General features: G+C 40.0%; 20 protein-coding genes. 13 read left to right on the top strand and 7 right to left on the bottom strand.

What is annotated here, in order from left to right; genetic code table 11:
• Positions 1-355: 355 nt before the first annotated feature.
• Together FTT92_RS05200 and FTT92_RS05195 are read left to right on the top strand one after the other, a co-directional pair.
• Positions 356-1,702 carry a dicarboxylate/amino acid:cation symporter gene (locus FTT92_RS05200; protein WP_180115329.1) on the top strand — a complete coding sequence of 449 codons (1,347 nt, stop codon included), beginning with the start codon at positions 356-358 and terminating at the stop codon, positions 1,700-1,702.
• 169 nt (positions 1,703-1,871) lie between these two features.
• Complete coding sequence (locus tag FTT92_RS05195; RefSeq protein ID WP_180020843.1) at positions 1,872-3,014, top strand: acyl-CoA dehydrogenase family protein; 1,143 nt, start codon at positions 1,872-1,874, stop codon at positions 3,012-3,014.
• 145 nt (positions 3,015-3,159) lie between these two features.
• On the opposite strand, the gene FTT92_RS05190 is transcribed toward FTT92_RS05195, so the two are convergent.
• Positions 3,160-3,690: a DJ-1/PfpI family protein gene (locus FTT92_RS05190; RefSeq protein ID WP_180041486.1), complete on the bottom strand. Its 531-nt coding sequence runs from the start codon at positions 3,688-3,690 to the stop codon at positions 3,160-3,162.
• Positions 3,691-4,261: 571 nt separating this feature from the next.
• On the opposite strand from FTT92_RS05190, the gene pheA reads away from it, so the two are divergent.
• From pheA to FTT92_RS05170, 4 genes are all read left to right on the top strand, one after another.
• Entirely contained in the window at positions 4,262-5,371 is a 1,110-nt protein-coding gene (gene pheA / locus FTT92_RS05185; RefSeq protein ID WP_180171591.1) for a prephenate dehydratase, read from the top strand.
• A 69-nt stretch (positions 5,372-5,440) separates the two neighbouring features.
• Entirely contained in the window at positions 5,441-6,532 is a 1,092-nt protein-coding gene (gene hisC, locus FTT92_RS05180) for a histidinol-phosphate transaminase (protein WP_078189092.1), read from the top strand.
• 3 nt (positions 6,533-6,535) lie between these two features.
• A complete protein-coding gene (locus FTT92_RS05175) occupies positions 6,536-8,785 on the top strand; it encodes a bifunctional prephenate dehydrogenase/3-phosphoshikimate 1-carboxyvinyltransferase (protein ID WP_180095076.1) in 2,250 nt (749 codons plus the stop codon).
• 112 nt (positions 8,786-8,897) lie between these two features.
• The gene (locus FTT92_RS05170; RefSeq protein ID WP_180074073.1) at positions 8,898-9,269 is read left to right on the top strand and encodes a hypothetical protein; all 372 of its coding nucleotides are present in this window, start codon (positions 8,898-8,900) and stop codon (positions 9,267-9,269) included.
• 84 nt (positions 9,270-9,353) lie between these two features.
• On the opposite strand, the gene FTT92_RS05165 is transcribed toward FTT92_RS05170, so the two are convergent.
• Positions 9,354-9,878: a hypothetical protein gene (locus tag FTT92_RS05165; RefSeq protein ID WP_078194408.1), complete on the bottom strand. Its 525-nt coding sequence runs from the start codon at positions 9,876-9,878 to the stop codon at positions 9,354-9,356.
• 280 nt (positions 9,879-10,158) lie between these two features.
• Positions 10,159-10,785 (bottom strand): alpha/beta hydrolase, encoded by a 627-nt coding sequence (locus tag FTT92_RS05160; protein WP_078194407.1) that lies wholly within the window; start codon positions 10,783-10,785, stop codon positions 10,159-10,161.
• 125 nt (positions 10,786-10,910) lie between these two features.
• Between FTT92_RS05160 and yaaA the strand changes: the two genes are divergently transcribed.
• The 4 genes from yaaA (at position 10,911) to FTT92_RS05140 (ending at position 15,472) form a co-directional block, all read left to right on the top strand.
• Entirely contained in the window at positions 10,911-11,693 is a 783-nt protein-coding gene (yaaA, locus tag FTT92_RS05155) for a peroxide stress protein YaaA (protein WP_180171590.1), read from the top strand.
• Positions 11,694-12,650: 957 nt separating this feature from the next.
• Positions 12,651-13,973 carry an NCS2 family permease gene (locus tag FTT92_RS05150; RefSeq protein ID WP_078194402.1) on the top strand — a complete coding sequence of 441 codons (1,323 nt, stop codon included), beginning with the start codon at positions 12,651-12,653 and terminating at the stop codon, positions 13,971-13,973.
• 66 nt (positions 13,974-14,039) lie between these two features.
• Positions 14,040-15,041, top strand: a complete 1,002-nt coding sequence (locus FTT92_RS05145) for an adenosine deaminase (protein ID WP_180171589.1) — start codon at positions 14,040-14,042, stop codon at positions 15,039-15,041.
• Positions 15,042-15,097: 56 nt separating this feature from the next.
• A complete protein-coding gene (locus FTT92_RS05140; protein WP_078194399.1) occupies positions 15,098-15,472 on the top strand; it encodes a hypothetical protein in 375 nt (124 codons plus the stop codon).
• 52 nt (positions 15,473-15,524) lie between these two features.
• On the opposite strand, the gene FTT92_RS05135 is transcribed toward FTT92_RS05140, so the two are convergent.
• Positions 15,525-16,082, bottom strand: a complete 558-nt coding sequence (locus FTT92_RS05135) for a cytochrome b (protein ID WP_078189083.1) — start codon at positions 16,080-16,082, stop codon at positions 15,525-15,527.
• A 212-nt stretch (positions 16,083-16,294) separates the two neighbouring features.
• On the opposite strand from FTT92_RS05135, the gene FTT92_RS05130 reads away from it, so the two are divergent.
• Together FTT92_RS05130 and rnhB are read left to right on the top strand one after the other, a co-directional pair.
• Positions 16,295-16,684 carry a hypothetical protein gene (locus FTT92_RS05130; protein WP_078189082.1) on the top strand — a complete coding sequence of 130 codons (390 nt, stop codon included), beginning with the start codon at positions 16,295-16,297 and terminating at the stop codon, positions 16,682-16,684.
• Positions 16,685-16,777: 93 nt separating this feature from the next.
• Positions 16,778-17,347: a ribonuclease HII gene (gene rnhB / locus FTT92_RS05125; RefSeq protein WP_078189081.1), complete on the top strand. Its 570-nt coding sequence runs from the start codon at positions 16,778-16,780 to the stop codon at positions 17,345-17,347.
• 92 nt (positions 17,348-17,439) lie between these two features.
• Here the strand turns inward: rnhB and csrA are convergent, their stop codons facing one another.
• The 3 genes from csrA to alaS form a co-directional block, all read right to left on the bottom strand.
• A complete protein-coding gene (gene csrA, locus FTT92_RS05120) occupies positions 17,440-17,694 on the bottom strand; it encodes a carbon storage regulator CsrA (RefSeq protein WP_078189080.1) in 255 nt (84 codons plus the stop codon).
• Between the two features lie 248 nt (positions 17,695-17,942).
• Positions 17,943-19,223 carry an aspartate kinase gene (locus FTT92_RS05115; RefSeq protein WP_078194395.1) on the bottom strand — a complete coding sequence of 427 codons (1,281 nt, stop codon included), beginning with the start codon at positions 19,221-19,223 and terminating at the stop codon, positions 17,943-17,945.
• Positions 19,224-19,569: 346 nt separating this feature from the next.
• Positions 19,570-22,263: an alanine--tRNA ligase gene (alaS, locus tag FTT92_RS05110; RefSeq protein ID WP_180171588.1), complete on the bottom strand. Its 2,694-nt coding sequence runs from the start codon at positions 22,261-22,263 to the stop codon at positions 19,570-19,572.
• Positions 22,264-23,196: 933 nt separating this feature from the next.
• Here alaS and FTT92_RS05105 point away from each other — a divergent pair.
• Positions 23,197-24,225 (top strand): type I glyceraldehyde-3-phosphate dehydrogenase, encoded by a 1,029-nt coding sequence (locus FTT92_RS05105; protein WP_180171587.1) that lies wholly within the window; start codon positions 23,197-23,199, stop codon positions 24,223-24,225.
• Positions 24,226-24,346: the final 121 nt, after the last annotated feature.

Below are 24,346 nucleotides of genomic sequence, written 5' to 3'. Positions count from 1 at the left end.
TATTTTTCAGCCTGATAATGAGCGTAAAAAATGCAGTCTTTAGACTATAGTCTAATGATCTCGGTCTATTATTTAACCGAAATTAACATTTGTGGCAGAACAAGCCATTAAAAAACAGGTAAAATTTAACCTACTTTAGTATGCGTTTCATCTCCTGATCAATGTGCTGATTCTATATCAGGTCCTGATGTGATTATTTAATCACCATACATATTTCGTTTTTCTGTATTTGGCTAAGTCAAATACCTTTGGTGCTCTTTTGTCGAAGACAAAGGGGTTTTGGGCTGTTTATTTTTTGAAAATAGACAAAAACTGAATATTTCTTTGAAGCAGAAATATATCGTGAAGTAATGTCATGGCTAAAAAACCAATTTATAAGTCACTATATTTTCAAGTGATCGTTGCCATTATTGCGGGTGTATTGGTGGGTCATTTCTCACCAAGTGGTACGCAAATCATCAATGGTACCGAGCAATACGTAAAAGGCTGGGGTGAGTTGTTCTATCCACTAGGACAAGGTTTCATTAAGCTAATTAAAATGATTATTGCACCTGTGATTTTCTGTACCGTGGTAAGTGGTATTGCAGGTATGGAAAGCATGAAATCTGTGGGTAAGACAGGTGGGGTCGCTTTACTATACTTCGAAATCGTTTCGACCATCGCACTCATTATCGGTCTTGCAGTGATTAATATTGCAAAACCTGGTGTAGGCATGAACGTCGATCCAGCATCTTTAGATACTTCAGGTATTTCTAAATATGTTGAATCTGGTGCAGCACAATCTACCCAAGAATTTTTTATGAATATCATCCCAAACACCGTTGTTGGTGCGTTTGCCGAGGGTGAAATTCTTCAAGTCCTATTATTTGCCTTATTATTTGGTTTTGCTTTGCATAAACTTGGTGATGCAGGTAAGCCTGTATTGAAGTTTATTGATCAAATTGCACATGTATTCTTTAACATTGTAAACATGATCATGAAGCTTGCACCAATTGGTGCTTTCGGTGCGATGGCTTATACCATTGGTAAATATGGTATTGGTAGTTTGGCACAATTGGGTCAATTGATCATCTGCTTCTATATCACATGTTTGCTGTTTATTTTCATTATACTTGGCTCAATTGCACGTATTTGCGGTTTCAGTATTTTGAAAATGATTCGCATGATTCGCGAAGAGTTACTGATCGTACTGGGTACTTCTTCTTCTGAATCTGTACTGCCACGTATGTTGAAAAAACTCGAACTTGCTGGTGCAGAAAAATCTGTAGTGGGTCTTGTTATTCCAACAGGTTATTCATTTAACCTAGATGGTACGTCTATTTACCTGACTATGGCAGCAATCTTTATTGCACAAGCGACCAATACACCGCTTGATATTTCGCATCAGATCACATTGTTATTGGTTCTACTCATTTCATCTAAGGGTGCTGCGGGTGTGACGGGTTCAGGCTTTATTGTGATGGCTGCAACATTGTCTGCTGTGGGTCATATTCCTGTAGCAGGTTTGGCATTAATTCTTGGTATTGACCGTTTCATGTCAGAAGCACGTGCATTAACGAACCTTGTAGGTAACTCATTGGCAACGATTGTGGTTGCGAAATGGGTGGGTCAATTAGACAAAGAAAAACTAGATTTTGCTTTAGCAAATCCTGAAGAAATTGACCGTCAGATGCAAGAAGAAGGCAATGCACATCATGCATAACGCTGTGCTGTGATGTAAAAGATGTAATTAAAAAGGAAGCTTCGGCTTCCTTTTTTTATGTAAGCCCAAAGCCAAATTTGAACGCTTTAGTTTTTAGGCATGACGGCTGTTCTAAACTGCAATAGGATGAAGCTCAACAAAACAACAAACTCAACCAAGGAAGAAACACATGCTGGCTTATGATGCAGACTTAGAATTATTTCGAGATAACTTTCGCCGCTTTATGGCAGAGCATGTCGCACCACATTATGAGCAATGGGAACGTGAAGGCATTATGCCGCGTTCAGTATGGAATGCTTTGGGTGAAAATGGCTTTTTATGTGTGGATGTGCCTGAAGAATATGGCGGCTATGGCGTCCCAACGCATTATTCACTGATGCTAGTCGAAGAATCTGCGCGAGCAGGTTTTAGTGCATTATCGACAGGTATTTCATGCCATTCTGAAATTGCAGCGCCTTATATTTTGCACATTGGTTCAGAAGAACAAAAACAATATTGGTTACCGAAAATGGTCACAGGTGAAGTGGTCGGTGCCATTGGTATGACAGAGCCTGGTGCAGGTTCGGACTTACAGTCTATGCGCAGTAGTGCAATTTTGCAGGGCGATCATTATCTGCTCAATGGCTCGAAAACTTTTATTTCAAATGGTCAACATGCAGACCTTGTGGTATTGGCTGCAAAAACTGATCCACAAGCACGTGCCAAAGGTGTGTCATTACTTTTAGTCGATACACATTTGGATGGATTTAAGAAAGGTACCAACCTCGACAAAATTGGTCTGCATGCGCAAGACACTTCAGAGTTGTTTTATGACAACGTCAAAGTGCCAAAAGAGCAACTTTTGGGTCAAGCTGGACAAGGCTTTGCTTACTTGATGCAAGAGTTACCGCGTGAACGTACCGCAATTGCCTCGACTGCAATTGGTGCGATTCGCGGTTCCATTGATGTGGCAACGCAGTATGTTAAAGAGCGACAAGCGTTCGGACAGGCGATCGGACAGTTCCAAAATACTCGTTTTGTCTTGGCACAGGCTAAGATTGACGAATTGGCTACAGCGGCATTTTATAATCAAAATGTTGAACTTTATATGCAAGGCAAACTTGATGTTGAAACTGCAGCAGCACTCAAGAGCTTTTCTACCGATATGCAAATGAAAGTGGCCCATAATCTACTTCAATTATTTGGTGGCTATGGTTATATGACCGAATATCCAATTTCACGTTTCTTTGTCGATGCACGTATTCAGCAAATCTACGGTGGCACCAATGAAATTATGAAAGAAATCGTGGCAAGAAGTATTTTAGGTCGATAAACAATTTATCAGGCTGAAATTAAAATAGCGAAGTGAAGACTTCGCTATTTTTTTTAGGATGTATTTCTATAGAGACGATGTATTTCTATAGATTTGCTTATTTGAATTAGATTGTGTGTTTAATTTTGCGTGAATATTTTGAAACCTATGATAATGACGGTTGCCCCAAAACTTGCAGACAGACTTCAATAAATTCAGGCGTATCTAAAGTACTGCGAGACGATATATACAAGTTATTATCATTCACGACCGATTGATCCGACACCACCACACCTGCGTTTAACAAAGCAGATTTCAGCGTTTCAGATTGGGCGAAATGGCGACCTTGTATGACACCAGCTTCTAATAACAATTGTGGACCGTGACAACTGCTCAAAATCGGCTTTTGGCTATCTGCAAAATTACGTACAAAATAGATAAAACGGTCATCTAAAGCGAGTTTCTCGGGTGAATAACCGCCGGGGATAAATAAGGCATCAAAATCATGCACAGAGGCATCGTCGATACTCTGGTCAATGGTGATCTGGGAACGGCGTTTCATGCCGTAAACAATTTTTCCAACCTGATCTTCGATATTGATAATGCTGTGTCGAGCGGCTCGAAAGGCCTCCACAGGCTCAAGGTACTCAATATCTTCAAAATCGTAGGTCACTAACACTGCAATTTTCTTGTGCATACTTGTACCTATGGGTCTGTTATTTTTTTTCTGATATTTAGACTACAAAGCAATGAAAAAAATTACCTGTGTCTTTTGTAATAAATGCGTCAATGACTGTAAACACTAGATGAAAGTGCCATTAAGTCACTGAAAAAACGATCAATGACCAAGTGTTTATATAGATCATCTTTAAGTTTCAAATTATTTCTATGCCATGAAAACCAAGTTTTGAAATTTTTATTTTGCTTCAAGTATTGAGAGCAAAATTTAAAACTGAAATGACCAATGAAACAAATTGATTGATGGGCTTATACAAGGGGATGGATCTGATGCAAATTTGGAGGAAAAGAGAAGGTCTATTTATTGTGCTGCTCAAGATGAATGATCAATAAAGCCGTCAAAAGGTAAGATTTGCCTTAATTATGGCTTTACCTATCAGTTTAGCTGTTTTGGCTCTTAAGTTAAGCTGATGAAGCTTTAATCAACTGTATGTTTTTAAGGCTGAAACCATCAAAGTCGTATTGCGCAACATTTGAAAGCTAACTATTGTTATACTGTTTGCAAAATTTTTTTGAAGGGCGACATAACAATGATCAACGATGATCAAAACACTCCGACTTCTCTGGACTTAGCTCAAATTCGTGAAGATATCGACTCTGTTGATATGCAGATTCAACAACTTATCAGTCGTCGTGCGAAACTAGCTGAAGCTGTGGCAAAAGCAAAATTTGCTGCAGAAGAGAATCCATTGTTTTATCGTCCTGAACGTGAAGCGCAAGTTTTACGTAAAGTTATGGATCGTAACGAAGGCCCATTGTCTGATGTGACAATGGCACGTTTATTCCGTGAGATCATGTCGGCTTGTTTAGCCCTGGAAGCGCCGCAAAGTATTGCGTTTTTAGGTCCAGTCGGAACTTATACGCATTCGGCTGTTTTAAAACATTTCGGTCAAGACGCTGTTATTCGCCCTCTTCCAACGATTGATGAAGTATTCCGCGAAGTAGAAGCAGGCAGTGCGCACTATGGTCTTGTGCCTGTAGAGAACTCATCTGAAGGTGTAGTGAACCACACCCTAGATTGCTTCAAATCTTCACATCTGAATGTTATTGGTGAAGTGGAGCTGCGTATTCATCACCAGTTCCTAGTGTCTGAAAACACACGTAAAGACAGCATTAAACAAATTTATGCTCATCAACAAACTTTGGCGCAATGCCGTGGTTGGTTAGATGCTCATTATCCAGGTGTAGAACGTGTTGCACTCAGTTCAAATGCAGAAGCTGCACGCCGTATTCGCAATGAATGGCACTCAGCAGCAATTGCTTCTGAAGTCGCTGCGAACATTTACAACCTTGAAATTTTGCATAGCAATATTGAAGACAATCCTGAAAATACTACTCGTTTCTTGGTGATTGGTCGTGAGAAAGTACCGCAATCGGGCAATGATAAAACTTCATTGTTGATTTCTGCGCATGACCGTGCAGGGGCGTTGCTTGAAATTCTTGCACCATTTGCAAAACACAATATCAGTTTGACCAGTATTGAAACACGTCCTGCCTTGCCTGAAAAATGGGCCTATGTCTTCTTTGTTGACCTTGAAGGCCATGTAGAACAAGACAATGTCAAAGCAGCGATTGAAGAAATTCGTCCATTGGTTAAAGAAATTCGTGTATTGGGTTCATATCCGATTGCTGTTCTTTAAGATCACAACTGTGATCAATTCCATCAGGAGTTGATCACCTTCATCATTTGAAAAAACTGGAAGTGTAAAATGACGTTTGTCCCAGCCAATGAAGGCATTGCAAAGCTAAAGCCTTACCAACCAGGTAAACCAATTAGTGAACTTGAGCGTGAGTTGGGTATTACAGATATCGTAAAACTCGCATCAAATGAAAACCCATTGGGTTGTTCTGACAAAGTGAAAGAAGCGGTTGCTGCTGAACTTGCAGAAATTGGTCGATATCCGGATGGTGGCGGTTTTATTTTGAAAGACCAAGTTGAAAAACAATTTGGTATTGCACATGACCGCATTACGTTGGGTAATGGTTCAAACGATCTTCTAGAAATTTTTGCTCGTGCTTTTGTTTCCGAGCAAGACTCGGTGGTGTATAGCCAACATGCATTTGCTGTGTATGGTCTGGTGACTCAAGCGATTAATGCTGAAGCGATTGAAGTGCCTGCAAAAGGTTTTTCACATGACTTAGATGCAATGGCTGCGGCAATCAAAGACAATACTAAATTGATTTTTATTGCGAACCCAAATAATCCAACAGGTACATGGTTTGAAGAAGCTGAATTTGAAGCGTTCATGCAAAAAGTACCTGCAAATGTGATCGTGGTTTTAGATGAAGCCTATGTGGAATATTTCCCAGAAAACTTCAACAGCTTAAAATTCTTAGATCAATACGCAAACTTAATCGTTAGCCGTACCATGTCAAAATGTTATGGCTTGGCTGCGCTACGTGTTGGTTTTGCCTTGGCTTCAGTTGAAGTGACGGATTTCCTTAATCGTATTCGTCAACCATTTAACGTCAACCATTTAGCAATGGTTGCTGCAGTTGCTGCACTTAAAGATGAAGCGTTTATTGAAAAATCACGCGTAGTGAACAAAGCGGGTATGGCTCAACTTGAGTCAGGCTTTGATGCTTTAGGTTTAGCGTATGTGCCTTCACGTGCCAACTTCATTTTAGTAAATGTAAAAGCAGATCCTGCACAGACTTTCAATGCTTTATTAAAAGAAGGTGTGATTGTTCGTCCTGTTGGTATCCCTGAGCATTTACGTGTATCAATTGGGACTGAAGCTGAAAATGCTAAATTCTTAGCGGCATTGGCTAAAGTTTTGGGCTTAGAGGCTAAAGCTTAAGTCATGTCTGTGCCACTATTTGAAAAAGTTGCTTTTATTGGGCTTGGGCTGATTGGCTCAAGCCTAGCTCGCGTCATGATTGCTGAAGGTTTAGCTAAGGAAATTGTAGCGTCTACGCGTTCACAAAAAACTTTAGAAGATGCAAAAGCTTTAGGGCTTATTCAGCAGGGTTATAGCGATCCTGCTGAAGCGGTCAAAGGTGCAGATCTCGTTGTCTTGGCTTTGCCTGTACGTGCGACACAAAAAGTCCTTGAAGCGATCAAGCCTTATCTATCCGAACAGACGATTATTACCGATGTTGGGAGTACCAAAGGCAATGTCGTTGATGCAGCGAAAGCAGTCTATGGTGAGCAATTACCTGCTGGTTTTGTACCGGGGCATCCGATTGCTGGGGCTGAACTAACAGGTGTGCATGCCGGTAAGGTAGATTTATTTGCTAATCACAAAGTGATTTTGACACCTTTACCTAGCAGTGCAGATTGGGCTGTAGAGAAACTGATTCAATTGTGGCAAGCTGCCAAAGCGGAAGTAATTTGCATGGATGTGGAAAAACACGATGAAGTGTTGGCCCATACCAGCCATCTTCCGCATTTGATGGCATTTAACTTGGTTGAGCAACTTGCGAACCGAGAAGACAATTTAGATATTTTCCGTTATGCCGCTGGCGGTTTTCGTGATTTCTCACGCATTGCTGCAAGTGACCCACATATGTGGCATGACATCTTTTTTGCCAATAAAAAGGCAATTTTAAATGCGGTAGATGGCTTTGAAAAACAATTGGCTATTCTTCGCAAACTGATTGAAGATGAAAACTCACAAGCGTTGATGGGGCTGTTGGGGCATGCACAAGCAGCACGCCAACATTTCAATCACATGCTCGCAAAGAAACCACTGATGGAGAAAAATAAAGTGACGACACAGCAATTCAAAATTTTACCGGGTCCAAAGCAATTCCAAGGTAAATTTACTGTGCCAGGTGATAAATCTGTGTCACATCGCTCTATCATGTTTGGTGCTATTGCAGAAGGCACAACGCATGTCACTGGTTTCCTTGAAGGTGAAGATGCCTTGGCAACCCTCCAAGCATTCCGCGATATGGGGGTGAGTATTGAAGGCCCTAAAAACGGCGAAGTCACCATTCATGGTGTAGGCATGCATGGTTTAAAAGCACCTGCTGGCGCTTTGTATATGGGTAACTCAGGCACTTCAATGCGTTTGCTCTCAGGCATGTTGTCGGCACAAAAGTTTGATTCGGTGATGACGGGTGATGCGTCATTATCAAAACGTCCAATGGAACGTATTGCCAAACCATTACGTGAAATGGGTGCGCAAATTCAAACTACAGGTGAGCGTGGTACGCCTCCAGTATCTATTTCTGGAAGTCAAAACCTTAAAGGTATTCATTACGACTTACCCATGGCATCTGCACAAGTAAAATCTGGTATTTTGTTGGCCGGTCTTTGGGCAGAAGGTGAAACTGTTGTCACTGAGCCAGAACCGACACGTGACCATTCGGAACGTATGCTTCGTGCATTTGGTTATGACGTGAAAACAGAAGGCAACCGCATTTCACTTCAAGGTGGCGGCAAGTTAGTCGGTACGGATATTCAAGTACCCTCTGACATTTCATCTGCAGCATTCTTTATGGTGGGTGCAGCGATTACTGAAGGTTCAGATGTCACACTTGAAGCGGTCGGCATTAATCCAACACGTACAGGTGTGATCGAAATTTTAAAACAGATGGGTGCTGACCTGACTGTTGAAAATGAACGTATCGCTGGCGGTGAGCCGATTGCAGATATTCGTATTCGTGGTTCACGTACACTCAAAGGCATTCATATGCCAGAAGATCAAGTACCATTGGCGATTGATGAATTTCCAGCACTGTTTATCGCAGCGGCTTGTGCAGAAGGTCAAACCATTTTGACTGGTGCAGCTGAACTTCGAGTGAAAGAGTCGGATCGTATTCAAGTGATGGCAGATGGCCTAAAAATTATGGGTATCGATTGTACGCCAACCGAGGACGGCATTATCATTGAAGGTCAAGGCAAAGCGGGTGAGTGGGGTGCAATCTTCACAGGTGGTCAAATCGAATCACATCATGACCACCGTATTGCAATGAGCTTCTCAATGGCAGGTTTACGTACTTCGGGTGAAATTAATATCGTGGGTACAGAAACTGTTGCGACCAGCTTCCCGACATTTACAGAGCTAGCGACTCAAGCCGGTTTAACGATTGCGGTAAGTGAATAAATAATTCACTAAATTTGTATATTTATTCAACAACAGCCAAGCAAATGCTTGGCTGTTTGGTCTTAATTGCTTATGCTAAAACTATACAACAAGAATGTCTTTGGATAGATACATGAGAAAACTACAATTCACCGCCCATAGCGATTCAAATCGAGTTGAAAGCAGTACTGATACTCAAACTCAAGTGGCTGAGTTTTTAGCAAGTAAGCTTGAGAAATATGGCTTTCAAACGTTATCGCAAAGTGGTGATCAGATTGCAGTCAGTGTCGATCAGCATGAATTGCCACTTTCAGTGACATGTCAGGGGCAGGATGAATCCGGTCGTCTAGTCTGTGAAATTACCTCTTATCCAGATGAAGACCAAGATTGGTTAGATCGTATTACTGAGCAAAGTTTATTGAATCAATTGGCTCAAGCGGTCGAAAACAGTTTAAAAGAAGAAGACTCGTATAGTGAGTTTCAATGGAAACAAATGACGAAATGAACTGAAAAATTGAATTAAAAATCATCTATAAAAAAGCAGCATAGTGCTGCTTTTTTATTTTTTAACGGAATGTATCGAACAACGTTATAGACATTCAATATTGATAGGATTAATAGTTCGATTGCTCTTTTTCACATAGTCACACATTTTTTCTGACTCTTGTTCATTGAGTCCCCAAAACACGATCACACCACGTTGATCAGTCAATTTGCTATCGCTAAGGTAAATATAATGAGTGTCATGATATTTTTTATCGAGCATATCTTTATATTTTTGATCGGTAAAAGATGAACAAGACGAAATTTCAGCTTCTTTACACACCGAGTCACTTGAACAGCGTTGCTTAAAGGTTGAAATCATATTCATGGTGTCAGTGCTGTTGAGTTGGGCTTCACACACTTGGCTGTTGGGAAAGTCGTAGACCATTTTTAAGCTAAAATCACGACCATCGACATTCATCTTGTATGACGCAGTCAAATAGGCTTTGGGACCATCGTTCGCAGCAACCGTAGACGCTGGCAAATTTGTCGTTGTGGATGGGGTTGAATTAAAATAATAGACCAAAGCTGCAATGCTTAGACTTAAAATCACAGCAACAATAAATTTCATTTTTCCCTCTAAATTTTATCTTAATTTTTCTGGGTATTATTTCTGTAGTTGATTATTTAAACAAGTAAATAATTGGTTTTTAGATAAAAAATTGAGGCGTAATCAAAATTAAACGAGTATAGGCTTAAGTCATTACATGTTGAACGAATTGTGATCACTAATGCAAAAAAATGGATAACTCGACAAGCGAGTAGTTCAGTTTATCTGGAATATTGGGGGAATAGAGCGTTCGCTAGGCAAGAAAAATGAGCCAGTTAAGCTGACTCATTTTTGGTATTGTTTATACTAAAAAGCGTGAAATCGCAATACGAAGCTGTTTTAGATAACCCGTAAAGAAGTGGTTTGCACCGGGCAAAACCGTGATTAAATGGCGCTGTGGTTTGGCCCACTGAATCAAGTCAGATAACAGTGTGACATTATCTTCTTCACCATGAATAAATAAAATATCACCCTTAATATGCGGTGTCACATAGTGACGTACACCTGCAACTGTTGTGGTTGGTAAGCCGCATAAAATAGTCTGTACAGGCTGTAACTCCACTGGCAATAGGGCATAGCATTTAGTCATGACATTTGCACCAAAACTAAAACCGCCTGCATAAAATGGCAAGTTTGGGTGTTGGCTACGAGCAAATTCAATGACTTGCATGGTATCTTTGGTTTCACCATTGCCTTCGTCATGTATTCCTGCACTTTGGCCAGAGCCGCGGAAACTTGGGCGATAGACAACATAGCCACGTTCTAAGAACATTTGCGCTAAAAGCACAGGTACTTTGTGCTGTGGTGTGCCACCTTGCAATGGGTGAGGGTGTGTAACTACCGCGAATCCTTTCACTTCACCCTGTGGATAATCAACAAAAATTTCAAGCTGACCAACAGGCCCTTGAATGAACAGTTGTTCTGACATAATGACTAAAATGTGAAAGCGGGAGAGTCGCATAGTTTACAGATTATGTTTATCAAAAACACAGATTGGATTTGAAAATACTCTACTGTTATAGTTTGTTTAATTAAAAATTAATCAGGATGTTTATGCTCGCTTTAATTTCTCCAGCAAAAACTTTAGATTACGAAACCGCTTTACCGACTGAAAAATTCACTCAACCACGGCTATTAGATCATTCTGAAGAATTAATCTCAGTCGCACGTAAATTGTCGGTAAGTGAAATTTCAAGCTTGATGAGTGTCAGTGAGAAAATTGCGACTTTAAATGTTGAGCGCTTCCGAGATTGGCAGCCTGATTTTGATTTTGCCAATGCACGCCAAGCAATCTTTGCCTTTAAAGGTGATGTATATACCGGTTTAGATGCTTATAAACTTACAAACTCAGACCTTGAATATGCACAAACCCATTTGCGTATGCTCTCGGGTCTCTATGGTTTATTGCGTCCGCTTGATTTAATGATGCCATATCGTTTAGAGATGGGGACCAAGCTGCAAAATCCAAGTGGACATAACCTATACGAGTTTTGGGACAATACCATCACCAATCTCATCAATGACGATTTGGAAAAAGCGGGCTCTGAACTTTTGGTCAACATCGCTTCAGATGAATATTATAAGTCGGTCAAAGAATCAAAAATCAAAGCCGAAATCATCAAGCCTGTTTTTCTCGATCAAAAGAACGGCAAATATAAAGTCATCAGCTTCTATGCCAAAAAAGCACGTGGCCTAATGGCGCGTTATTTGTTGGAAAATAAAATTGAACGTATTGAAGATATCAAGTCGTTCAATACCGATGGTTATTATTTCGATGCAGAGAGTAGCTTAAAGGGTGAATTGGTCTTTAAGCGAGATGAACAACAAGCCGCTTAATTTCGAAATTGAAAAGCTTAGACTGAAAAGAATATGTATAGCCGCTGCCTTGAAGTCAGCGGTTTTTTATCTTCTTCATTCGAGATTTAATGGTGGGGCTGTGAAATTGATGGTGCTTTAAATTTCGTATGTGAAATGATCTATGATTTGAAGCTTTTTGCGGAAAAGGATTCGAAAAATCATTCAGCGATTATCTTGTCTATCAGTCTAAAATATATTACAAAGTTAACATTGATCGAACAAATAGCTTATTAAATGACTTAATAAGATATAAAATTGTGAAATACGTCACTTTTTTGTTTAAGTTTTTTGTTATTATAGCCAAATATTTAAACATGAATAAAATTTTGTTATGAAAAAAATACTGATACCAATTTTTATACTCAGCATTGTGTTCTTAGGGTTTAGTGTTTATAAAAATGCAGAGTTAAAGCGACAGCAAGAAATTAATCAGGTGTTCAATGATGATTTGAACGCATCACCTTATATGCGCTAAAAAAAAGTCAATCTAGCAGCTTTTGCATTGAGCTCAATCATGATACATAAGGTATTACTCTAAAAATTGTTATTTTATTTTTACATATAATAATTAGAAACTTTATAAAGAAAACAATGTCTTAAATTTACTAAATTGAAAAGCGATGAAAATGTGGAAACATTAAAAAATCAATGTGTTATAATTTGCCGAAATTAATTTGATCAGTATTTATTGATATTAAATACGAATTAAATGAAATAAATAGAGGAGCTGCATAGGTTTATGCAGCTTTTTTGTTTGCAAATTTCAACATTTGTACCGTGTTATATGCTGTTGAAAATAGGATTTTTTAGAGCCTACAATCTGCCAAATTGGCATATTCATTGCTTAGGCATATACAAAATTAATGATGAATACATCACATGATTAATTTTGTGGGATGCTTATATGCATAAAGTTTACTTCATAGGGGCTAGGTCATGACGACTCCTAATCCATCTTCCGAGAACATGCTTGAACGTCTGTTTAAACTGAGCGAAAACAAAACCAGTTTCAAAACAGAAGTCATTGCAGGTGTAACTACTTTTTTGACAATGTGTTACATCATTATTGTCAATCCAATGATTTTGTCCGAAACGGGTATGGATCATGGCGCTGTTTTTGTCGCAACCTGTTTAGCAGCAGCCATTGGCTGTTTAGTAATGGGTATTGTTGCTAACTATCCAATTGCCCTAGCACCGGGTATGGGCTTAAACGCTTACTTTACCTATTCTGTATGTTTGGGTATGGGCGTGGAATGGCAAACTGCTTTAGCAGCTGTTTTTGTCTCTGGCCTTGTTTTTATCGCTATCAGCATGTTCAAAATTCGTGAAGCGATTGTCAATGCGATTCCAATGTCGCTTAAACTGGCGATCGGCGGCGGTATTGGTTTATTCCTTGCGCTGGTTTCTTTGAAAAATGCCGGCATTATTGTTGATAACCCTGCAACACTGGTCAGTCTGGGTGATTTAAAACAGCCGTCTGTCTTGTTGGCTTTACTTGGCTTCTTGATGGTTGTGGTTATGCATCACTTCAAAGTACGTGGTGCAATCATCATCAGTATTTTGGTGATTACTGCAATTTCAACCTTGCTGGGCTTCAACGAATTTAAAGGTGTTGTAGGTGCTATTCCTTCAATCGCTCCAACATTCATGCAAATGAACTTCGAAGGTCTATTCACTGCAAGTTTGATTGGCGTGATCTTTGTATTCTTCTTGGTCGATTTATTTGATTCTACAGGTACATTGGTCGGTGTATCACACCGTGCAGGTTTATTAAAAGACGGTAAATTACCACGTTTGAAGAAAGCATTATTTGCTGACTCATCTGCAATTGTTGCGGGTGCGGCATTGGGTACGTCATCAACTACGCCTTATATTGAATCATCAGCAGGTGTTGCTGCCGGTGGTCGTACAGGTTTAACTGCAGTTGTAGTTGCTGTATTGTTTATTTTGGCATTGTTCTTAGCACCACTTGCTCAGTCAGTACCAGGTTTTGCAACTGCGCCAGCATTGTTGTTTGTTGGTGTGTTGATGATTCAAGGTATCGTTCATATTGAGTGGGATGATATTACTGAAGCAGTCCCTGCATTCTTGACAATTGTATTTATGCCGTTTACCTATTCAATTGCAGATGGTATTGCAATGGGCTTCATTAGCTATGCATTGGTTAAATTGCTTACAGGTAAGGCGAAAACTGTACCATATATGGTCTGGATTATTGCTGCACTTTGGGCATTAAAATTTGCTGCATTTGGCGGTTAATACTGTCAAATAGCGAAAGGGTGTAAACTCCGTTTGCACCCTTTTTTATTTTTATGAGGATAAAAGATGGATCAACTTGAGCTGATTCGCGCTTTGCCAAAAGCAGAGCTACATGTGCATATTGAAGGGACATTTGAGCCTGAACTCATGTTTGCAATTGCCCAACGCAACAATATTGCAATTCCTTATCAGTCAGTCGAAGAATTAAAAGAAGCGTATAACTTTCATAATTTACAGTCTTTTTTAGACATTTATTATGCAGGTGCGAATGTACTGATTCATGAGCAAGATTTTTATGATTTAGCATGGGCATATTTAGAAAAATGTGCAGAAGATCATGTGGTTCATACTGAAATGTTCTTCGACCCACAAACTCATACAGATCGTGGCGTTGCTTTTGAAACTGTTTTGAATGGCTTACAACGCGCTTGTGATGATGCTAAAATGAAACTGGGCATTAGCTCACATCTGATTATGTGTTTCTTACGTCATTTATCTGAAGACGCAGCATTTTCAACTCTAGAACAGGCTTTGCCATATAAAGATCAAATTATTGGTGTCGGTTTAGATTCGAGTGAAGTGGGGCATCCGCCATCAAAATTCGAACGTGTTTTTGCCAAAGCACGTGAAGCAGGTTTTCTTATTGTTGCGCATGCAGGGGAAGAAGGTCCAGCAGAATACGTATGGGAAGCCTTGGATCTACTGAAAGTAAATCGTGTTGACCATGGTGTACGTTCAGAAGAAGATCCTGTCTTAATGCAGCGTTTAATTGCAGAGAAAATGCCATTAACAGTTTGCCCGCTGAGTAATTTAAAACTTTGTGTGGTGAATGATATGGCTAATCATAATATTCGCCGACTATTGCAACAAGGTGTGCATGTGACCGTCAATTCAGATGATCCATCTTATTTTGGTGGCTATATGAATGATAACTTTATTGCGATCACCGAAGCTCTTGATCTAAGCAATGCAGAGTTAAAGCAACTGGCAATTAACTCTTTTGAAGCATCATTTATTTCAGATGCGGAAAAACAAACTTGGATTAAAAAGATTGAAGCGTTGAATTAATAATCAGCGTATAATCTCAGGCAGTGAATATTCACTGCCTTTTTTATGTTTAAATCATGCTTTTCTCTCATTCAAATCGCTCTATATTTGCCTCATCGATTACATTTTTAGCCGTAGTATTGATTTCATCGGCTGCTATTGCAGATAAATCAAGTTTAAGTCAGCGTATGCTAAAGCCCGTGATTGAATATCAATGCTCGCAAGAGTTAAATAGTTCTAAAATTTGGAAAGGTGCTGCGTTGTTTATGAGTGCTCAACAGAAAAAAGACAATCAAGCTGCGATTTGTCAGTGCGTGAGTGAGCATGCTATGGATGATATCGGTGCAAAAGATCTGATGACTGCTGCAGTGAATGAAACTGAAAAGAATAAACTGATATCTAAAGCGGTTTTGAATAGTATGCGCGGCTGTGCTCAGCAAGTGCTGAATTAAAAGATGATGCTCAAAATAAAAGCCACATGATGTGGCTTTTATTTTGTCTTTATTAGGGTTTTGGTTGTCGTGTCATGCTTTTGAGCACATGGTCTTTATCAATAAAATGATGTTTCAGTGCTGCCAAAATATGACCGACTAAGAGCAAGCCTGCTGCCCAAGAAATCCAAATATGTAGCGGTTTCACGATGGCAAGTAATTCAGGATTATCTTGGACCAAGCGTGGTATTTCAAACAAATACAGGACAGGGGCCGGGTGACCTGCGCTCCAACTAAATAAGCAACCTGTAATAGGTAAAGCCAGTAGTACAAAATAAAGTGCTAAATGACCCAAATGTGCCAAGGTTTTCATGCCGGAGGACATGTTGTCAGGTAAATCTGGAGCGGGGTGGGTATAGCGCCAAAAGATTCGTATCACCACCAGAAAAATAATCGTAGTAGCAATATTTTTATGGAGGGTAATGACTTGCCCTTTAAAGCTGCCATCGACGTCATAACTCAGAAAATTACCACTATAAAAGCCAATTAACCATGCCACGATGAATATGATCGCCATCAGCCAATGTAAGACCTGAGCTGTTCGAGTGTAGTATTGTGTGTTATTGCTCATGTTGATTATTTAAGCGTCCAATCTTATGCAGATTCTAATACAGACCACAAAAATATGCGTCGTTTAAAATCGGGACACTGTGTTGTGAATATGCAACACAGGCTTTGATGATTAACTACACAACTACCGAATTTATTTTAAATAGTCATATCAGATGGTGTGTGATTTGGGGCACAATATGCGCGTTAATTAACAGAACAAAGGAAATATTCGTGAAAAAATTAGTTGCTGTTCTAGCTCCATTAGCGCTTGTACTTTCTGCATGTGCTGCGACTGGTACAACAGGTACAAGTACATCTACAGGTACAACTTCAGCAAACAGCTTGGCAATGATGGCTGTTAAAGTGGGTGTTCAAGCGAAATGCGTGACTGAGCTAAATAACAACAGCTACTGGAAAACAGGTTCAAAACTATTAACAGAAACTCAAAAATCTGAACTACAAACTGAAGTGTGTTCATGTGTAGGCGAGAAAGCGACAACTAGCGTGACTGCAACGGATTTGGTTGTAGCAGCAATGGATAAAACTTCACAAGCTAATCTTGCGGCTAAAATCGTGACAAATACTTTAAATGCTTGCGTGATCGAAACATTTAAAAACTAAGATTTAGAACATTTTATACGACCCAGACATTGGTATTGCTGAGTATTAGCAAATCCAAATTAAGGGTCGTATTTTATTTTGAGTGAGAGATATATGAAAATTGCTGGTGCAGATGAAGCGGGTCGCGGTCCATTGGTGGGTTCGGTTGTTGCGGCAGCTGTCATTTTAGATCCAAATAACCCGATTGAAGGTTTAAACGATTCTAAGAAACTCACTGAAAAAAAACGTGAAAAGTTATTTATTGAGATTCAAGAAAAAGCCTTGGCTTGGGCGATTGCTGAAAGTTCTGCACAAGAAATTGATGAGATCAATATTTTGCAGGCATCATTACTTGCAATGCGTCGTGCAGTGGAAAAACTCAATGTACAGCCAGAACACGTGCTGGTCGATGGTAATAAAGTCCCAACCGGTTTAGCGATGAGCTGTGATGCTGTCGTAGGTGGTGATGCGATTCATCCAGAGATTTCGGCTGCGAGTATTTTGGCAAAAGTGACTCGAGACCATGAAATGGTTGAACTAGATGCAAAATATCCACAGTACGGTTTTGCGAAACACAAGGGCTATCCAACCAAAGCGCACTTCGAAGCGATTGCGCAGTATGGGGTGATTGATGAACATCGCCGCAGTTTTGGCCCAGTCCGTAAAGTTCTAGAAGGGCAGTAATAAAGCTTAGTTGAACGTCTATAGTAAAAGCATGTTCTAGATAAATTTAAAGCGGCCTAATGAGCCGCTTTATGATTTAAACAACTTAAATCTTAGCGATTATAGTTATTTTGGGAATAATCAGTTTCTTCAAAAGATGGCTGATATTCTTGATCAATGTTTTGGAGATGTTCGTGCATTGCGCGTTCATGTTGAATTCGTTGGTAAATTTCTTCACGATGAACAGATACTTCTTTTGGAGCATTCACGCCAATACGAACCTGATTACCTTTAACACCAAGTACAGTCACGCTAACTTGGTCTCCAATCATTAATGTTTCTCCGACACGACGAGTCAGAATCAGCATGTTTCTCTCCTTGCAAAATGCAAAACCTGCAAATGATCTGTTATGTAAAATTCATAACTTGTAAAAGCAAAAAATTTAGCAGTGCATCTGAAACAATCATTGTGACAGTCGCAAACTGAGTAAATTTTAAAATCCTCAGGTTTAATATAACAGAGCCACTATAAAAAAAACTATAGTGGCTCTGAATTTTTACGATGTTTTTCAAAATCTGTCTAACAATGACAAATTTTGACACACAGCAAGGTTAATTAAGCACGTGCGCTTGATTCACCTGTTTCACGGTCTAGACCGAATGCAGTGTGTAGAGCACGTACAGCAAGCTCTAAGTATTTCTCATCAATAATCACTGAAATTTTGATTTCAGAAGTCGAAATCATCAAAATATTAATGCCTTCTTTTGCAAGAGCAGTAAACATTTTGCTTGCAACACCTGCGTGTGAGCGCATACCAACACCTACAATCGATACTTTTACGATGTCCGCGCGAGTTGCAACTTCACGTGCACCAATTTCTTGTGCAGTCGCTTCAAGAATGGCTTTCGCTTTTGATAATTCACTACGGTTAACTGTAAATGTGAAATCAGTTGTACCGTCTTCTTCAACGTTTTGGATAATCATATCCACTTCAACATTGGCATCACCAATTGGTGAAAGGATGTTTGAAGCGATACCTGGTTTATCCGGTACACCAAGAATAGTTAATTTAGCTTCATCACGGTTGAACGCGATACCTGAGATGATTGGTTGTTCCATGTTGTCTTCCGCTTCAGTGGTGATTAGTGTCCCGACGTTTTGTTTAAAGTTTTCGTCGAATGCGCCATCATCGTCATTATCAAAACTTGATAATACGCGTAAAGGCACTTGGTATTTACCGGCAAATTCTACAGAACGAATTTGAAGGACTTTAGAACCAAGTGATGCCATTTCAAGCATTTCTTCAAAAGAAATACGATCAACTTTTTTCGCTTTTGGAGCGACACGAGGGTCAGTGGTGTAAACACCATCAACGTCTGTGTAAATCTGACATTCATCAGCTTTAAGTGCGGCGGCCAATGCAACACCCGAAGTGTCAGAACCACCACGACCTAGAGTCGTAGTGTTACCTTCGGCATCAAAGCCTTGGAAACCTGCCACTACAATGACACGTCCAGCGTCAAGGTTTGAAGTCAATACATCCGTATCAATCGCTTCAATACGCGCCTTGGTAAATGCGCTGTCGGTTTTAATACCGACTTGACGGCCTGTAAGTGATTTAGCTTCAACACCAATAGAGTTAAGTGCCATTGCTAACATAGAAATCGTTACCTGTTCACCCGTAGACACCATTTGGTCTAATTCGCGTGGATCAGGGGTTTCGGTAATGGCTTTCGCTAAAGCAAGTAGACGATTGGTTTCGCCACTCATTGCAGATACAACAACCACAACTTTGTGACCGTGATCATGCCAACGCTTTACACGACGAGCAACATTTAAAATGCGCTCTGGAGTACCCATTGAGGTACCGCCATATTTTTGAACGATTAATGCCATAACTATCCTTACCAATTAAATAAGTCTAAAGACTTAAAGCACTTACACATATTTTAAGACCGCACTTCGGCGCGATTTTAATATACCACGTAGCTTATGAACTCCAAGGTAGGAGGAGTTCAAATAGATACTTTGTGTCTGCAGGGGATTCACATGAACCCAGCCTTTTAGACTCCATTTTCATCATTTAGCCAGAGGTTGAATATTGGTTTCAACATGATGATTGAGTTTGCGCTTACACGCATCAACAGTGTTTAAGCAGGATCCAGCATTAAAAAACACACTGCTTAAACCTGTTGATTTGCTCAAAGGAGGTGAGTCACTTTGAGCTATAGGACTTTTGGTCTTATTTTGCAGCTAACCATGCAACGAGGTCAGTCATTACCGCTTCAAGTTTGTCGCTATAAGGTGCACCACCTTGAGCCATATCAGGTTTACCACCACCTTTACCGCCAAGTTCTTGACCAAGGTGTTTGATGATGTCACCTGCTTTTACAGCAGCAGTGTATTCTTTAGCTACCGAAGCAATTAAGCTCACTTTGTCGGCATCAACCGCTGCGATCACGATCACAGCATTATCTAGCTTAGATTTCACACCGTCGTGCAAGTTGCGAAGTGATTTCGCATCTACACCTTGAACGGTAGTGATTAATGTTTTGCGGCCAGCAATCTCTTGAACTTGATTCAATAACTCAGCGGCTTGGAAGCTTGCCAATTTTTGGTTCAATTGTTCAATTTGTTTTTGCAAGCTAGATGCTGTGTGAGACAAAGCTTCAACTTTTTCTAAAGTTTGATCTTTTTGCGCTTTCAGCAAGTCGTTAATTGCATGAATGTCACGATCTGCTTTTTGCGCAGCTTCAACAGCTTTAGTACCCGTAACGGCTTCAATACGACGTACGCCTGCAGCAACACCGCCTTCAGAAGTGATTTTGAATAGACCAATATCACCTGTGCGTTTTACATGAATACCGCCACAAAGTTCGATAGAGAAGTTTTTCTCATCTTTGGTTGTACCCATTGAAAGTACACGTACTTCGTCACCGTATTTCTCACCGAACAACATCATTGCGCCTTTTTCTTTGGCCGCCTCGATGTCTAAAAGTTCAGTTGAAACAGCAGTATTGGCAATCACTTCGGCATTGACAATGCGTTCAATTTCTTGAAGCTGTTCAAATGAAACAGGTTGGTCATTAGCAAAGTCAAAACGTAAAAGTTCGCTTGCAACCAATGAACCTTTTTGCTGTACGTGCGTACCTAAAACTTGGCGAAGTGCTGCATGTAATAGGTGAGTTGCAGAGTGGTTGCGTGAAGTTGCTTCACGGATATCCGCTTTAACAATCGCCTCAACTGCTTGAGCTGCTTTTAAGTTACCCATGGTCACGATGCCTTGGTGTACAAAAGCGCCGCCTGATTTTTTGGTGTCTTGAACTTCAAAAATACCAGTTTCGTTTTTGAAGATACCTGTATCGCCAACTTGACCGCCACTTTCTGCATAGAAAGGAGTTTGGTTTAGAACGATTAGTGCTTCGTCACCTTCAAAAACTTCATCAACTTGTTCGCCGTCTTTGTAGATTGCAACAATTTGACCTTGGCCTTGAGTTGCGTCATAGCCGTCAAATTGAGTCTCGCCTTCAACTTTGACAATTGAGTTGTAGTCGATGGCGAATTTACCTGCATCACGTGCACGTTGACGCTGTGCAGCCATTTCAACTTCAAAGCCAGCTTCATCAATGGTGAGATCACGTTCACGTGCAATATCCGCTGTTAAGTCAGTCGGGAAGCCGTAAGTGTCATACAGTTTAAATACAGTTTCGCCTGGAATCACTGAACCTTTAAGGTTTGCCAATTCGCCTTCAAGCAATTTCAAGCCTTGCTCGAGTGTTTTAGCAAATTGCTCTTCTTCTTTTAAAAGCTGAGCTTCGATACGTGCCTGGTTAGCAGCAAGTTCAGGATAAGCAGCACCCATCACTTCGATTAACGGCTGCAACATTTTGTAGAAGAATGAACCTGTTGCACCCAATTTGTTACCATGACGTACGGCACGACGGATAATACGGCGCAGTACATAGCCACGGCCTTCGTTAGACGGGTTAACACCGTCTGCAATTAAGAAGCAGCAAGAACGTGCATGGTCAGCCACAACTTTAAGTGAAGCAGGGTATTCAACTGGTTTGTTTTCTGCTTGTGCTTTTGCTTCAAGTTCAGTGGTATCTAAACCAATGATTTCAGCAGCAGCTTTAAGTAGGTTTTGGAATAGATCGATTTCGTAGTTTGAGTTTACATGCTGTAAAACTGCAGAAATACGTTCCAAGCCCATACCAGTATCTACAGAAGGTGCAGGAAGGGCATGCAGTACGCCATCAGCAGTACGGTTGAACTGCATGAATACGTTGTTCCAAATTTCGATGAAACGATCGCCATCTTCTTCAGGAGTGCCCGGTAAGCCACCCCAAATATGGTCGCCATGGTCAAAGAAGATTTCAGAACATGGACCGCATGGACCTGTATCACCCATTGCCCAGAAGTTATCTGAAGCGTATTTTTCGCCTTTGTTGTCACCTATACGGATAATTCGTGAAGCGTCTAGACCAATTTCTTTGTTCCAGATATCAAATGCTTCGTCATCTGTATGGTAAACAGTGGCATATAGTTTATCTTTTGGCAGACCTAACCATTTTTCGTTGGTTAAGAAATCCCAAGCAAATGTGATGGCATCACGTTTGAAGTAGTCACCAAATGAGAAGTTACCCAACATTTCAAAGAACGTGTGGTGACGTGCTGTATAACCAACGTTGTCTAAGTCGTTGTGTTTACCGCCGGCACGGACACATTTTTGTGAAGAAGTTGCACGAACGTAGTCACGTTTTTCAAGACCGAGGAAGCAGTCTTTAAACTGGTTCATACCAGCATTTGTGAATAATAGTGTTGGGTCGTTGGCAGGTACCAGAGAACTCGACGCGACACGTGTATGCCCTTGCGATTCAAAGTAGCTTAAAAAAGCTTCGCGAATTTCAGCTGATGTCATAAAACGAGTACTCACAACCAAGTCTCTCCTAATTTCGATTTGGTAATAGCATATCAAGCAAGTCTTACAAAAATTTAAAGCTGGCTTGAGATGCTGACATAAAATTTAAAAACGCTAAATTATAACGGAAAAAGGTGTAGTGACCAATGATTTTCGGCTATCTCTATGACTTTTTATATGTTTTAAATTTAGCACCTATATTTTTAGATTTTTAAACCTTTGGAACGCTGAAAAGTATTCATTGATTAATCTTGTGAGCGCACTGTTGCTGCGTTTTATTTACTGATGTTACGCAGTAACATCAGAAGCGCAATTTGATCCAAATAAAAGAACGATACGCGGTAACGTCATCCGCAAGTGTTTGAGATAGTGCTACTTTTAATCAAAAATGTTTTTGCGATATTTTCAATAATTTGACGCTAGTGAAAGAGTTTTGTCGGTGAGGTGCATTGCACGGCAAGTTGGTTTCCTTGCGAAGCACGCTTCTCATTTTGCCGAATGAGAAACAATGTTTCGTAAGAGTACCTCCAGCCGAAGGCTAATACCTTTATCAATTCAAAAATGTAAGACTCCGTCGAATAAACTTAAAAAGCATTTTAAAAATGCTTAATTACTTTTACGACATAACATCAGTTGTTTATATGTCTTGAAAAGCTTTGAAATTTCAAATTCAACATGTTGATGAATGCTCTACATGAAGGTGGGTTGCTTTTATATTTTTCAGTTCATTTGGATAATTGCATGTTTATACCCAATTTAATAATAGTGTTTGGACTTGATCTTAGTGCTGTACATTTCTAGTGAAGCTAATATTTGGATCTATACAGGTGCTAAAGTTTTATAAAAATAAAGCCCAATAAGCATTAAACGAATAAATGATAACGTTTTCATGTTGAAATCCATTAACATATAGATGCTTTATTTTTGTTTCAAAACGAAGGATTGGTCATGCAGCGAGTGGCAATTAATGGATTTGGTCGAATCGGACGCAATGTATTACGCGCTTGGTTTGAAAATCCAAAAGAATTTCATTATGAAATTGTTGCCATAAATGATGTCGCTGATGTGGAAACCATGGTGCATTTGTTTAAATATGACACCACGCATGGTCGTTTTGCAGGCCAAGTCGAAATTCTTGAGCAAGATGGCGCTATTTTTCTAGATATCTCTTGTGCTCAAGCGCATCTCAAAGTGCAAGTTTTAAATGAAGCACAGCCGAATCTTTTGCCTTGGCAGCAACTGAATGTCGATGTGGTACTCGAATGCACAGGTTTATTTAGATCGCGAGAGGCAGCCACACAACATATTGGTGCAGGTGGCAAACGTGTGATTATTGGTGCGGCGCCGTTTGACAGTGTTGATGCTGCGATTGTGTATGGTGTTAATCATCATGAAGTCAAAGCGACGGATCAAATTATTTCGAGTGTGTCGTGTACCACGCAGGCTTTGGTGCCTTTAGTCAAAATTATTGATGATGCCTTTGGTATAGACACAGCACTCATGACAGAAATTCATGCTGTGACTGCGGATCAGTCTGTATTGGATCATGCACATCGTGACTTACGTCGTGCGCGAGCTTCGGGTCAAAATATTATTCCAACGACGTCTTCAGCTCTAGGGGCATTGAAACGGGTCATGCCGAAAATGGAAGATCGAATCGATGGCTATTCGATACGTGTACCGACGATCAATGTCGCTGCAATCGATTTAAGTTTTTTGTCCCAATCGCTTATCACCAAGCATGAGTTAAATGCAGTGTTAAGCAAAGCTGCACGTTTTGATTATCATGAAATTATGTCAGTAACCGATGAACCTTTGGTATCAAGTGATTTTAATCATTCACCTTATTCATTGATTGTCGATTTGAATCAAACCATGGTGGTAGGAAAACAAGCAAAAGTTTTCGCATGGTATGACAATGAATGGGGTTATGCGAACCGCTTGCTCGATTTATGTGAAAGTTTTCATTCTCTATAAAAATTCAAACATATCCAATGTAAAAACATCTACTAGCTTGTAGGTGTTTTTTTATTTTCTAAAATTAGATGAAAAATCATGCTTAATGACCTACATATGGCTTGAAAATATTGAAAAATTT

The sequence above is a fragment of the Acinetobacter sp. YH12023 genome (assembly GCF_013420135.1).
GTDB lineage: Bacteria > Pseudomonadota > Gammaproteobacteria > Pseudomonadales > Moraxellaceae > Acinetobacter > Acinetobacter amyesii.
This window is presented reverse-complemented; position numbering and strand designations above follow the sequence as displayed.